General features: G+C 46.2%; 8 protein-coding genes, 12 tRNA genes and 1 rRNA gene. All 21 read right to left on the bottom strand.

Going from position 1 to position 12,757, the window contains the following annotated elements; all coding sequences use genetic code 11:
• Nucleotides 1–76: 76 nt before the first annotated feature.
• The 21 genes from glmS to rrf all read right to left on the bottom strand — a co-directional run bounded on the left by glmS (nucleotide 77) and on the right by rrf (nucleotide 12,742).
• Complete coding sequence (glmS, locus tag AC1DLM_RS24465) at nucleotides 77–1,906, bottom strand: glutamine--fructose-6-phosphate transaminase (isomerizing) (RefSeq protein ID WP_477571421.1); 1,830 nt, start codon at nucleotides 1,904–1,906, stop codon at nucleotides 77–79.
• A 457-nt stretch (nucleotides 1,907–2,363) separates the two neighbouring features.
• Nucleotides 2,364–3,704, bottom strand: coding sequence for a phosphoglucosamine mutase (glmM, locus tag AC1DLM_RS24460; RefSeq protein ID WP_477571420.1), 1,341 nt, complete (start codon nucleotides 3,702–3,704; stop codon nucleotides 2,364–2,366).
• Between the two features lie 30 nt (nucleotides 3,705–3,734).
• A complete protein-coding gene (locus AC1DLM_RS24455) occupies nucleotides 3,735–4,979 on the bottom strand; it encodes a CdaR family protein (RefSeq protein WP_441991493.1) in 1,245 nt (414 codons plus the stop codon).
• Nucleotides 4,972–5,793 carry a diadenylate cyclase CdaA gene (cdaA, locus tag AC1DLM_RS24450; RefSeq protein WP_173119988.1) on the bottom strand — a complete coding sequence of 274 codons (822 nt, stop codon included), beginning with the start codon at nucleotides 5,791–5,793 and terminating at the stop codon, nucleotides 4,972–4,974. Before cdaA ends, AC1DLM_RS24455 begins: the two co-directional genes overlap by 8 nt.
• A gap of 168 nt (nucleotides 5,794–5,961) precedes the next feature.
• A complete protein-coding gene (locus tag AC1DLM_RS24445; RefSeq protein ID WP_477571419.1) occupies nucleotides 5,962–6,567 on the bottom strand; it encodes a zf-HC2 domain-containing protein in 606 nt (201 codons plus the stop codon).
• A gap of 69 nt (nucleotides 6,568–6,636) precedes the next feature.
• Nucleotides 6,637–7,233 (bottom strand): RNA polymerase sigma factor SigW, encoded by a 597-nt coding sequence (gene sigW / locus AC1DLM_RS24440; protein WP_441991495.1) that lies wholly within the window; start codon nucleotides 7,231–7,233, stop codon nucleotides 6,637–6,639.
• An 80-nt stretch (nucleotides 7,234–7,313) separates the two neighbouring features.
• Nucleotides 7,314–8,183, bottom strand: coding sequence for a DMT family transporter (locus AC1DLM_RS24435; RefSeq protein ID WP_477571418.1), 870 nt, complete (start codon nucleotides 8,181–8,183; stop codon nucleotides 7,314–7,316).
• 118 nt (nucleotides 8,184–8,301) lie between these two features.
• Nucleotides 8,302–11,088 (bottom strand): phosphoenolpyruvate carboxylase, encoded by a 2,787-nt coding sequence (ppc, locus tag AC1DLM_RS24430; protein ID WP_477571417.1) that lies wholly within the window; start codon nucleotides 11,086–11,088, stop codon nucleotides 8,302–8,304.
• 448 nt (nucleotides 11,089–11,536) lie between these two features.
• Nucleotides 11,537–11,607 (bottom strand) — tRNA-Gly (locus AC1DLM_RS24425).
• Nucleotides 11,608–11,623: 16 nt separating this feature from the next.
• Nucleotides 11,624–11,697, bottom strand: a tRNA-Pro gene (locus AC1DLM_RS24420).
• 26 nt (nucleotides 11,698–11,723) lie between these two features.
• Nucleotides 11,724–11,800 (bottom strand) — tRNA-Arg (locus tag AC1DLM_RS24415).
• Between the two features lie 9 nt (nucleotides 11,801–11,809).
• A tRNA-Gly gene (locus AC1DLM_RS24410) sits at nucleotides 11,810–11,884 on the bottom strand.
• Nucleotides 11,885–11,922: 38 nt separating this feature from the next.
• Nucleotides 11,923–12,002: transfer RNA gene (locus tag AC1DLM_RS24405), tRNA-Leu, on the bottom strand.
• 19 nt (nucleotides 12,003–12,021) lie between these two features.
• Nucleotides 12,022–12,097, bottom strand: a tRNA-Lys gene (locus AC1DLM_RS24400).
• Nucleotides 12,098–12,115: 18 nt separating this feature from the next.
• Nucleotides 12,116–12,190, bottom strand: a tRNA-Gln gene (locus AC1DLM_RS24395).
• A gap of 9 nt (nucleotides 12,191–12,199) precedes the next feature.
• Nucleotides 12,200–12,272, bottom strand: a tRNA-Thr gene (locus tag AC1DLM_RS24390).
• Nucleotides 12,273–12,284: 12 nt separating this feature from the next.
• Nucleotides 12,285–12,360 (bottom strand) — tRNA-Val (locus AC1DLM_RS24385).
• Between the two features lie 15 nt (nucleotides 12,361–12,375).
• Nucleotides 12,376–12,450, bottom strand: a tRNA-Glu gene (locus tag AC1DLM_RS24380).
• 16 nt (nucleotides 12,451–12,466) lie between these two features.
• Nucleotides 12,467–12,542: transfer RNA gene (locus AC1DLM_RS24375), tRNA-Thr, on the bottom strand.
• Between the two features lie 2 nt (nucleotides 12,543–12,544).
• Nucleotides 12,545–12,620 (bottom strand) — tRNA-Asn (locus tag AC1DLM_RS24370).
• A 5-nt stretch (nucleotides 12,621–12,625) separates the two neighbouring features.
• Nucleotides 12,626–12,742, bottom strand: a 5S ribosomal RNA gene (gene rrf / locus AC1DLM_RS24365).
• Between the last annotated feature and the right edge of the window lie 15 nt (nucleotides 12,743–12,757).

The raw sequence follows: 12,757 nt of genomic DNA, 5'->3' as shown, positions 1-12,757 counted from the left end.
CAAAAAAACGATCCTGAGATATGTCTCAGGATCGTTCGATTTGATATAAATAATATAAGGAGGAATATGATTTATCCTACTCCACCGTCACACTCTTCGCCAAATTCCTAGGCTTATCAACGTCATTTCCACGCGCCAACGACGCGTAGTAAGACAACAACTGCAAAGGAATGACAGACAACGCAGGCGTCAATACATCCAACGTTTTTGGAATAATGAACGTACTATCAACTGACTTCTGCAGCTCCGTCTCACCTTCCACAGCAATACCCAGCACGTTCGCGCCACGCGCCTTCACTTCTTTAATATTGCTCACGGTTTTCTCCAGCAGCTCGTGTTGTGTTGCTAACGCGATCACCGGAATATCATCCTCGATCAACGCAAGTGTTCCGTGCTTCAACTCACCAGCTGCATACGCCTCGGAGTGGATGTACGAGATCTCTTTCAACTTCAAAGAACCTTCAAGCGCTACCGCATAATCCAAACCTCTGCCGATAAAGAACAGATTATCATGCTTTGCCATCTCTTCAGCTACAACCTTCAAAGCTTCCGCTTGCTCGAGGATCTCGCTAACTTGCGCAGGCAATTCCTTCATCGCTGCAATCACTTCAGCAATTTCCTCAGGCGTTTGCGTGCCCAATGTTTGCGCTAGGTGCAAGCCCAAGAGGTAGAACGCGATCAATTGTGACGTGTACGCTTTCGTCGAAGCTACCGCAATTTCCGGTCCTGCCCATGTTGTAATGATATCGTTCGCCTCACGCGCAACGGAACTTCCTACAACATTCGTAATCGCCAACACATGTGCGCCACAGCGTTTCGCCTCACGAAGTGCTGCCAACGTATCCGCCGTTTCACCGGATTGGCTTACGACAATCACAAGCGTATCCTTTGTGATAATCGGGGAACGATAACGATATTCAGACGCTACATCCGTTTCCACCGGAATACGCGCCATTTTCTCAATAACATACTTTCCAACCATACCAGCATGGAATGCTGTACCACACGCGACGATATGCACACGACTGATATTACGAATCGCCTCCGGCGTAATCGTAAGCTCATTCAACATCACACTCTTACCGTCAGGCGAAATACGACTTCCCATCGTATCGCGGTACGCCTTCGGTTGGTCATAGATTTCTTTCAACATGAAATGATCAAATCCGGCTTTTTCCGCCGTAACAATGTCCCAATCGACATGGAACATTTCCCTGGAAATAAAATTCCCCTCTAACGTCATTAATTCGACAGCATCACGCGTTAATAGCGCCATTTCGCCATCATTCAGAATGAACACGTTACGTGTATACTCTAGAATCGCTGGAATATCTGAACCAATGAAGTTCTCGCCTTCGCCAATCCCGATAATAAGCGGGCTAGCTTGACGCACAGCAACGAGGCGGTCTGGTTCGAACTCTGTCAAAACACCAAGCGCAAACGCTCCTGTCATGTGCTTCACGGCCTTCTGAACCGCTTTGAGGATATCGCCCTCGTACAAACTCGCGATCAAATGCGAAATAACCTCTGTATCCGTCTCCGATACGAAAACATGGCCTTTCGCGATCAACTCTTCTTTCAGCGTAATATAATTCTCAATAATCCCGTTATGCACAACGGAGAATTTCAAAGAATTATCGGTGTGCGGATGCGAATTCACGTCCGATGGCTTACCGTGTGTCGCCCAACGTGTGTGCCCGATGCCAACGCTTCCGTTCAATGGCGTTTCATCCAGCTTCGACTCTAAGTTCGCAATACGGCCTTTAGCCTTCTTAATTTGCAATCCATCCGCCGTATACACCGCAACCCCAGCAGAATCATAGCCTCTGTACTCTAGCTTTTTGAGGCCTTCCAATAGAATCTCCTGAGAATTACGCTTTCCAATATAACCAACAATACCGCACATAGTTACAACCTCCAAATTTTTATAAGCCTCTTCTACAAGGGCTGTTTGTCAAGGATCTACTTTCACTATTAAACATAACTAAATAAACCATCTATAAGGGCGTTCATTACGTGTACATGTGAGAAAAACATTAATAGATGTTGGATACTTGTCTGCCCGGTCGCCCGAACGATTTTGCTCTCCAACTTAACGGCACTCCTCGTGCCGGAAGGTCCCCGCCGAATGTTTCGAACACCTTCACCTCGTCAACTCACCGCGTAGTAGCAGCCGTTTGGCTACATTTCCGTCCCGCTTGCGAGTTCTGGCGCTATTTAGTACTAACAACCTCTGCCCTGCCTTTCCTTCTTGAGTAACTTCATCATATGCATTTTGACCCCGTAATGCAACTTGTTTTTGGCATGCCGGATCCCCCATCTCCCTATTTTCTAGCAAAATGAGGGACTAGCAACCTATGAAATTAGACTAATTGCTCTTGAATTACCTTCGCAATATCGTGAACGTATGCTTCCACTTGTTCCTTGTCTGGGCCTTCCGCCATAACACGAATCAAGGACTCTGTGCCTGAAGGACGAACCAACACGCGGCCGTTATCGCCAAGCTCATCTTCAACTTTACGGATCGCTTCTTCGATTACTGCATTGTCCTTCAACTTGCTTTTATCCGCTACACGGATGTTAACAAGTAATTGCGGGAATTTACGCATAATCCCTTTCAAATCGCTCAGCTTCCGCCCAGATTCAACTAGCGTATTTACCAATTGCAAAGCCGTTAGAATGCCATCACCTGTCGAGATGTAATCTAAGAAAATAACATGACCCGACTGCTCCCCGCCTAGGTTGTAGCCGCCTTTACGCATTTCTTCCATCACGTAGCGATCGCCTACAGCCGTTTGCAGAGCCTTCAAGCCCGCTTTTTCAATGCCTTTGAAAAAGCCAATATTCGCCATCACCGTCGTCACAATGGTGCCGTGGTTCAGCTTCCCTTTGCGATTCAGCGCATCGCCAAGGATACTCAAGATGAAGTCGCCGTCGACTTCATCGCCCTTCTCATCGATCGCGATCAGACGATCCGCATCGCCGTCAAAAGCCAACCCGATGGCTGCGCCATGCTTAACCACCTCGTCGCGTAGCGTCTCTGGGTGAGTGGATCCGCAATCATCGTTGATGTTGCGCCCATTCGGCTCCGCGCCGATGGTGATCACTTCCGCTCCGAGCTCGCGGAAAATCAAAGGCGCCAGCTCATAGGCTGAGCCATTCGCACAATCAAGAACAACCTTCACGCCCTCGAATGACTTCGATACCGTCTCCTTTAAGAACGCCAGATAAAGGTGCTTCGCATCTGGCTGATCCGAAACCGTACCGATCTCGCCGCCAACCGGGCGAGGAAGTTCATCCACCGCTGCATCGAGCAGCTGTTCAATCTCAAGCTCCGTCTCATCCAATAGCTTGAAGCCGTCGCCTCCAAAGAACTTAATCCCGTTATCTTCAACCGGATTATGGGAAGCGGAGATCATAACGCCTGCGTCTGCGCCTAGCTTTTTCGTCAAATAAGCAACCGCTGGCGTACTCACCACACCAATACGAATGACCTCAACACCAATCGATAACAATCCTGCTACAAGGGATGCTTCCAGCATTGGCCCCGAAATACGTGTATCTCTCCCGATCACGACTTTCGGATGTTTAGCCTGTCTTGTTAACACATAACCACCGCAGCGTCCTACCTTATAAGCCAATTCTGGTGTGAGTTCGCCATTCGCGACACCACGCACACCATCTGTACCAAAATATTTCCCCATTTTTGTATTCTCCTCTTTCTCTATTCCCCATTATGGCTTTGCTGCTTTAACATTTTTCTCGCTGATTTCTACGATCGCCTTCACTTCTTGCGGAAGTCCTAACTTCACGAAAGTAGGCAAATTTAAAGTTACTTTCAATTCATGCTTACCAGGTGGCAAATTACTAACATCTAGTATCGCTTGAATATCTTGAACTTTCAATTGATCAATAATGGCAGGAGCACCTTCTACCGTAATATTCAAGGTAGCCGAGGCTGGCTGCGTCACTTTGGTTTCGTAATTTTCATTTTGACCAATAATCGTAATCGGTATGTTCTCTACAGCTTTCGTGATTGAAGGCACAACCTCGACATGAACCGTGACCTTCGCAGGATCTAATTGTGTTACTTTATTCCTGAGAGGAATGTCCAGTGAAAAATCTTTCGTTTCCTTCACATCCTGCAGACTAAGCTGCGGCCCTTGATAGAATTCTAGGCGGTCTACGACATCTTGTGCGCCGTATACGGTCACCTTATCAGGGGTTTGCGTGATCATTGCGATAGCAAATCCTGCAGGAGGTTCACCGCTTACTTTGATCTGCAACGGAATGGTTTGGAACGGGCTTGTGATAGGCACCTCGACATCGACGACCGAAGGATTAATGTTAAGGGTTACTTCTTTGCCTTCCTTGTCAAAAGCCTGCAATCTGACCTGCTTCGTCACCGCTGATTGTGCTTTATCCACAGATACCTCGCCGCGGACATTCTCAATCTGATCGAGTTTACTCGTCTGTGCCGTAATGTACACCTTGCCTGGCTTCACAATAGGTTGTCCCGCTTTGAGGCCTGCTGCAGGCGTTCCTTTGACATTAATGACGACAGGTACTTCTTTCATCTGCAGCTCTTCAATCACGACGTGGACCGTTCTAGGAACGATCTCCACACCCACATCTGAAGGTATCCCTACCGGTGAAAGGGTAACCTGATGGTCGCCTTTGCCGACCTGCGTCAAATCCAATTGAATTTGATACGTATTGCTAGCCGTCACTTTCTTAACGGACGATTCCTTCCCTTTCAGAATCACCTGTACATTCGCGGGATTCATCGACGAGATGAAGTAGTGCGTTTCATCATATTTGGTTGTGATGGAGACATTATTAATCGTTTCCACTCGCTCACGAAGCGCTGTGTTCCCGGATATATTCGTTTCTTCCATATGGACGACTACCCATAGCAGTATCCCGACAACAAGCGCAACAATCCGTACCACGTTTGTATTACGTAACCATTTATCCATTCGAACGCCCTCCCCACCATTTCATGAAAGGGTTCTTTTCATTTGTTTTCGCTTTAGGCTTTAACTCTTCAAAAAGCTTAGAAATCAACGATTCCTCTTTAATATCCCGTACGATATGTCCGTTCATCGTTAGTGATATTTGACCAGTCTCTTCCGAAACAATCACACACATCGCATCCGAAACTTCACTCATACCGATCGCTGCACGATGCCGAGTCCCCAGTTCTTTCGAAATGAAAGGATTTTCAGACAGAGGCAAATAACAACCCGCGGCCATCAACTGCCCTTGCCGAATAATAACTGCGCCATCATGAAGAGGGGTATTTGGGATAAAAATATTAATTAACAGCTCTCCGCTGATTTTGCTCTCTATGGCAATACCGGATTCGACATAGTCGGTAAGTCCCGTATCTTTCTCAAACACAATCAAAGCTCCAATTTTACGTTTGGCCAAATAATTTGCAGCCCGAATCACTTCGCTGATTCTTTTATTCACATCTTGATCCTCTTCTGAAGAAGATCGACTCCCGAATATCTTACCTCGACCTAACTGCTCCAAGGCTCGTCTTAGCTCCGGTTGAAAAATAATAATAACCCCAAGCACCCCGAACGTAAAGGCTTGATTCACCATCCATTGCAATGTACTTAACTGAAACCAAATACTAATGACCCAGGTAATGACGACCACCAGGATACCCTTCATCAGTTGAATAGCCCTTGTCCCACGCACCACTAGGATCAATTTATAAATCACATAGCTAACGATGAGTATATCGACAATATCCTTAGCCGAGATGCTCGTGAGCAAATCCATTGTATTCTCCCCCAGGCGACTAAACAAAGTTCTCTCTATATAGGAATCATAACATAAAGCTAAGTATACTTCTATTTATCTAGACTCATCGCGCGAGAATTGGTTCATTTTTCCTATGTAAAAAACGAAGAAAGCCCCCTATAGTCTCAGCTATAAGGGGACATTCCGTTATGGCGTGATTTTTCCTACGAATTCACCTAATTTGTACCAGACCCAGCTCAATGCTTCATCGACTTGTTTGACTTCTCCAGAAATGTGCGCCGTTGAGGCTAGGTTGACTGAACCATCGATCACGACGACATTCCCCGTTACATCGCCTTCAACCTTCAGTTCCCCGCGTTTGACCACAAGATCACCATTTACAGTATGTCCTTGCGGCACAATCACTGTATCCCCTTGAATAACGACATCCTGAAGGTTACTTCCCTGCACCATAAGATTCTGATCGTCATCCCACATCGATATGAAGCTTCCGAACATGACCGTTCCGAAAACCACAGCAACCGATACAGCAGGGTGTCTGCGAATCCAATCCGTCCAGGTATTCTTCTTTTTCATCGGTGGTAAGCCGCTCATAATCTGTGCAGTTAACGTATCAGGTACTTTAATGGAGGGCAGCATTCTAACCAAAGCATCCGTTTTCTCCAGCTGTTTGAAAGTGTTATGACACGCCTGACAGGCTATCAAATGTTCTTTCAAAGGTAGAGCATCCGTCTTTGGTAAATCACCGTCGAGATATTCATGTATGAGCGGGAGGGCTTCTTTACAATTCACGTTACAGCCACCCCTTTCTTAGACTTTTGCATATTGTGATATACCATACGTTTTGATTTCAAATATGTTTCAGATTCGAACAGGATTTGTACTAACAACTTGTTCCTCCTGCTCCAGTCGTTTTCGTAAGTACTCCCGCCCCCTGTGGACACGCGTTTTGATCGTGGTGACGGGCATGTCGAGCACATCACTAATTTCCTGTAGTGACATATCGTGCAGATACCTGAGAATGACAACCGATTTATATTTCTCTGGCAGCGTCTCAATCGCTCGGTGAATCTGTGCCTGCGTTTCAGAGACCATCAGTTGTTTCTCTGGTGTATCCTCATCGCTAGGTAGCATCGCATAATAATCATTGCCTTCGCCATCTGTCATTTCAGCATCCAGCGAATACGTTTGCTTTCTTCGTCGCAGCTTATCAATACATAAGTTTGTCCCGATTCGAAAAATCCACGTCGAAAACTTCTGATTCTCATCATATCGATGTAAATTCGTATACACGCGCAAGAACGTTTCTTGCACGGCATCTTCGGCTTCTTGCTTGTTATTCAGCATGCGGTAAGCCAAATGAAAGATCTTGTCTTTATAGAGCTCCACGAGCTCTGCAAAAGCATTGCGATCCCCATTACTGGCCAGCTTAGCCAGTCGTGCTTCAACAAAGTTCAATTGGTTTTCCTCCGGCTTCTCGACAATTCAACAACCATTTATTGATATTAAAATTCCCTCTACTACTATATACGCAGAAATTACGATTTGTTTTCAGAAATTATAATTCCACCTAGAATCAGGGCCATGCCTCCCCATTGTAACCCCGAAATCGGTTCCCCAATGAGTAAATAAGCCGCAAGAATAGCCACTGGAAGCTCTACAGATCCAAGCATGGCTGCAAGTGCACTTCCGATCTTGGGAATTCCGATATTAAATGAAACGGTCGGTACAACCTGGCCTAGGAACCCGAGCAGCAACCCCCATAGCAACAGCATACCACCATTGTCATGAACAAAAACCGTCGGCGGATACAAAACGTACATAATCGGCAGCGCAGCCGTCAGCATGATCGCAGAATTCATGAGCGGAGGCAGTGAACTTTCGACTTGTCCCGTGAAAAACAGAAAAACACTATACGCTAACGCAGAGATAAGTCCATATAGTATACCCAGAATACTGAGCTCTCCCCAGTTGGTATCAAACACATTCACTGCAAKAATCGTCCCTGCCAGAATTAGCGCAATCGCAATCCCTTCCATGCGTTTAGGCAATCTCCGTTTCACGATACAATCCATAGCAATCGTCATCCACGTAAATTGAAAGAGAAGAATAATGCATAAGGAAGCTTCTAACTCTTGCAGCGCAATATTATACACGACCGTCGTTAACGACAGTCCAAAAATACCAATCAACCCCAACTTGATCCAAGGACCTCTAAACGGATTTACCCACGACTTTTTGTGAAAAAGAATCAATACCCATACGAATACGGTCCCCATCGTCATCTGAGCAGGTGTAATTTGTCCATCTGTGAAACCTTGATCATAGGCCATTTTAATATATGAAGAAAGCAAGCCGTAGCTTGAAGCCCCAATAAGGACAAGGACTATTGCCAACCATCGCCCCATGCTGCCGCGCACCCCCTGACTTGGGCAATTCCCGTAATTACAGGAAAAGCCGAGCTGCCTGCATTGCTGCAAGCCCCCGACTTTATCATCCTGTTGTTTTCTTATGTTGTCGTAAGGATCAGCCCGTATTCCGAAGTCCCGCGGCAATCCCGTTGATTGTAAGTAGTACTTCACGAAGCAGAATCGCATCGTCCTCATTGTTTTCTCTCAGTGCACGCAGCTCAGTAAGCAACTCAACCTGCATGTAACTAAGCGGATCCACGTATGGGTTACGTAATTTGATGGATTCTTGAATAACAGGAACATTATCCAGAATCTCTTGCTGACCTGTAATTTGCAAAATAATCGAGGACGTCAACTCATACTCGTCTTTGATCAGATTGAAAATACGCTCTGCAATCGCGGACTCCTTCACCAAGCTGCCGTATTCCTTCGCGATGAGAAGATCTGCTTTCGCTAACGCCATTTGCAGATTATCAATCATTGTGCGGAAGAATGACCAATCCCCATACATCTCTTTGAGGACTGCTAGGTTGCTTTCATTGCCTTGAGCAAAGCTTTGCAAGCCTGTGCCCGCTGCATACCATGCTGGTAGCAGGTATCTCGTTTGCGTCCATGAGAATACCCATGGAATCGCACGCAGATCTTCGAACTTATCGCTATTTTTACGCTTAGATGGACGGGAACCGATATTCAGCTCGCCAATCTCCGGTAGCGGTGTAGATTCTTTGAAGAATGTTAAGAAGTCTTCGTCTCTGAAAATAAGATCTTGATACTTCGTCTGTGCTTGCTCCGAAATACCACGCATAATGTTTTCCCACTTATCTTCAAGCGGGTGTCTTTGTGGGGAACGGGACAACTTCGATGCTGTGATCAAAGCAAATGTCGCCTGCTCCAAACTACGGTAAGCAATCCCTTGCAGGGAATAACGGGAAGAAAGTACTTCACCTTGCTCTGTAATCTTAATGCCGCCACCAAGCGTTTCAACCGGTTGAGCTAGAATGCTTCGGTTAAGTGGCATGCCGCCACGTCCGAGTGCACCGCCACGTCCATGGAAGAACTTCAACTTCACGCCGAATTTCTTTGCCGCTTCTGTGATATCTTGAAGCGCCATACGCAGCTCCCAGTTCGCTGTAATCACACCGCCGTCTTTATTACTGTCGGAATAGCCCAGCATAATTTCGTGCATCTGTGTTTCAGGATCAAGGCTATCTCGGTATGCAGGGATCGCTAACAATGTGCTCATGATACCAGGCGCCGCGTGCAGGTCGTCAATCGTTTCAAAAAGCGGAACAGACTGAACAGTACTCGTAACGGTTCCATCGCTCTCTCTGCGGTATAGGCCCGCCTCTTTGGCAAACACAACAACCTCAAGCATGTCACTTGCACCTTGCGTCATCGAAATCAAGTAACTATTAATACAATTACGTCCGAATTCCTTCTGCGCTTTACCTACTGTGCGATACACATCTAGGCATTCTTTCGTACCTTCTGTGTAATCCAAGTACGTAGACGTGATAGGACGTGGATCATTCAAAACATTCGTGAGCAGTGAAATTTTCTCATCTTCCGAAAGCTTGCTATAATCCGGCGTAATACCCATCTTCGCCAAAATTTCCGTCATCGCATTCTCATGCTCTTTACTATGCTGTCTGATATCTAGAGCAGCTAAGTGGAAACCAAACAACTCAACTTGGCGTATTAACTTCTTAATATATTTATCAGCCACATAGTCTGCAAAATGCGCACGTAAACTAGTTTCCATAACTTGCAAATCTTGAATAAACTCTTCAGGGCTATTGTACTTCTGTACAGCAGGAACATTCGCATTGCCCGTATTATGAATCTTCTCGATCATATAAGTTGTCTTGATGCGGTATGGTTCTTTCTCATTGCGCCATACATCCTGAACATTCCCCATCGCTTCGCGATCACATTGGATCGAATCGATTAGAGCTTCGCTCACATTCACAATGTTCTTGCTAAAGCTCATGTGTGCTAAAGATTCTCTCAAGATTTCCTCATACTTTTGCAAAGCCAACTGGCGGTGTAGACCAAGCGTCTCCCATGTCACATTGGCTCTAACAGATGGATTTCCGTCACGGTCTCCGCCGATCCAAGATCCAAATTTCAAGAAAGACGGTACATGCCATTTGTCTTCTGGGTAGTATTTATTTAGACAACGCTCAAGCTCATGGTACACTTCTGGCAATACATCGAATAACGTCTCGTCAAAATAATACAAGCCGTTACGCACTTCGTCGATAACCGTCGGTTTACGATCACGCAGCTCATCGGTTTGCCACAAGTTAAGCACTTCACCCAACAACTTCTCACGCAATTGCTCACGCTCACGGTACGTTAAGTTAGGGTTGTCCAGCTTCATCATGTCGTCAGAGATGCGCAGATTAATATCAAGCACTGCACGACGCATAGCTTCCGTTGGATGAGCCGTCATTACGAGCTCTAGAGAGATCGCTTTAAGTATTTCTTGTACCTCGGAATAAGGCACATTCGTATTCTTAAGCTCTTGTACGATGCTTTCAATCGAACCTGGTTGTACAGATTCCCCTGATGAGCGCTCGTAGTCACGTTTACGGCGAATACGATGGTTTTGTTCAGCAATATTAACTAGTTGGAAGTATATAGCAAAAGCGCGTATCACTTGATGGCGAATTTCCGGATCTAGTGAAGATATCGTTTTCTTAAACTCATCATAGATCTCAATAACATAGTGTGCTCTTAACGACTTGCTCATTTCGCGAATTCGTTCAACGACATCCAGCAGATCATTGCCGCCTTGATGTACAAGAACTTCGCCTAGTATGTGTCCAAGAAACCGAATATCTCTACGCAGCAGGTTATTCGTACTTTGTTTTTGTTGGACGATCTCACTCTCTACCATGACTCTCCACCCCATCTATTCACTATGATGCATTAATGCTTCTCTCTGCAAAAGCTAGTCGCTATAAAAACTCATTTCAGAATATTTTACCACAATCTGTCCGCTACACATAGTATTAAAATAAAAAAACCGTACGTTTTTCGGTGGTAATTAATGTATTGATAAGATTCTGTTCTGCATTGATTTGTATTATTTCCTAATTAGAAGGAGTTAGACGCTATATTGGGATAAAAGAAAAAGCCACCCGAAGGTGGCTCTTTCTTGGTAAGCGGGCGGCGGGAATACTCCAAATCCGGATTTAAATTGCTTCCTACGGAAGCCACTGGCGGTATATTTGGACGCTCGTCCTATTTGGGTTGTTTCATAGATGATTATACGGACGGTCGAACCCTTGGTTCAATTCCCTTGATAAAAGAAAAAGCCACCCGGAGGCGGCTCTTTCTTGGTAAGCGGGCGGCGGGAATCGAACCCGCGCGATCAGCTTGGAAGGCTGAAGTTCTACCATTAAACTACGCCCGCGTAGTTTAAGAAATGATCGGGACGACACGATTTGAACATGCGACCCCCTGCTCCCAAAGCAGGTGCTCTACCAAGCTGAGCTACGTCCCGATACGTTTATAACTTATAATGAAGAATGGCGCGCCCTGAGAGATTCGAACTCCCGACCTTTTGATTCGTAGTCAAATACTCTATCCAGCTGAGCTAAGGGCGCATAAAACTTTGGAGCGGAAGACGGGGATCGAACCCGCGACCCTCGCCTTGGCAAGGCGATGCTCTACCGCTGAGCCACTTCCGCAGGGTACCTCAATTGTATGAATACAAGTGAGGATTTAATGCGCGTAGAGGGACTTGAACCCCCACGGTCACCCGCTAGATCCTAAGTCTAGTGCGTCTGCCAATTCCGCCATACGCGCATGTTGTAAATAAGGCAAATGGTGAGTCATGTAGGATTCGAACCTACGACACCCTGATTAAAAGTCAGGTGCTCTACCAACTGAGCTAATGACTCATGTGTTGTAAAAAAAAATGGCTGGGGATCAAGGATTTGAACCTTGGCATGACGGAGTCAAAGTCCGTTGCCTTACCGCTTGGCTAATCCCCAATAATAACATGCCGTCGAGAGGACTTGAACCCCCAACCTACTGATTACAAGTCAGTTGCTCTACCAGTTGAGCTACAACGGCATATAAAGTTAATGGTGGAGGCTGACGGGATCGAACCGCCGACCCTCTGCTTGTAAGGCAGATGCTCTCCCAGCTGAGCTAAGCCTCCATGGGAAATGAAAAATGGTGACCCGTAGGGGACTCGAACCCCTGTTACCTCCGTGAAAGGGAGGTGTCTTAACCACTTGACCAACGGGCCTTACTTAAAAAATTACTGGAGCTTCCAACCGGAATCGAACCGGTGACCTCATCCTTACCATGGATGCACTCTACCGACTGAGCTATGGAAGCAATGGCTCCCCGAACAGGACTCGAACCTGTGACAACTCGATTAACAGTCGAGTGCTCTACCAACTGAGCTATCAGGGAACAATGCTTGGCAACGTTCTACTCTCCCAGAACCCTGCGGTTCAAGTACCATCGACGCTGGAGGGCTTAACGGTCGTGTTCGAGATGGGAACGCGTGGGTCCCCTCCGCCATCATCACCAAACAGTCAAAGCGTTTG

This window comes from Paenibacillus sp. 01T442 (assembly GCF_056398345.1).
The sequence above is the reverse complement of the archived record's forward strand: the minus strand, read 5'-3'. Positions and strand labels throughout refer to the sequence as shown.

Bases quoted from the DNA above. Each gene is read 5' to 3' on its own strand.
- glmS (WP_477571421.1), bottom strand. From the start codon at position 1,906: ATGTGCGGTATTGTTGGTTATATTGGAAAGCGTAATTCTCAGGAGATT.
- glmM (WP_477571420.1), bottom strand. From the start codon at position 3,704: ATGGGGAAATATTTTGGTACAGATGGTGTGCGTGGTGTCGCGAATGGC.
- AC1DLM_RS24455 (WP_441991493.1), bottom strand. From the start codon at position 4,979: ATGGATAAATGGTTACGTAATACAAACGTGGTACGGATTGTTGCGCTT.
- cdaA (WP_173119988.1), bottom strand. From the start codon at position 5,793: ATGGATTTGCTCACGAGCATCTCGGCTAAGGATATTGTCGATATACTC.
- ppc (WP_477571417.1), bottom strand. From the start codon at position 11,088: ATGGTAGAGAGTGAGATCGTCCAACAAAAACAAAGTACGAATAACCTG.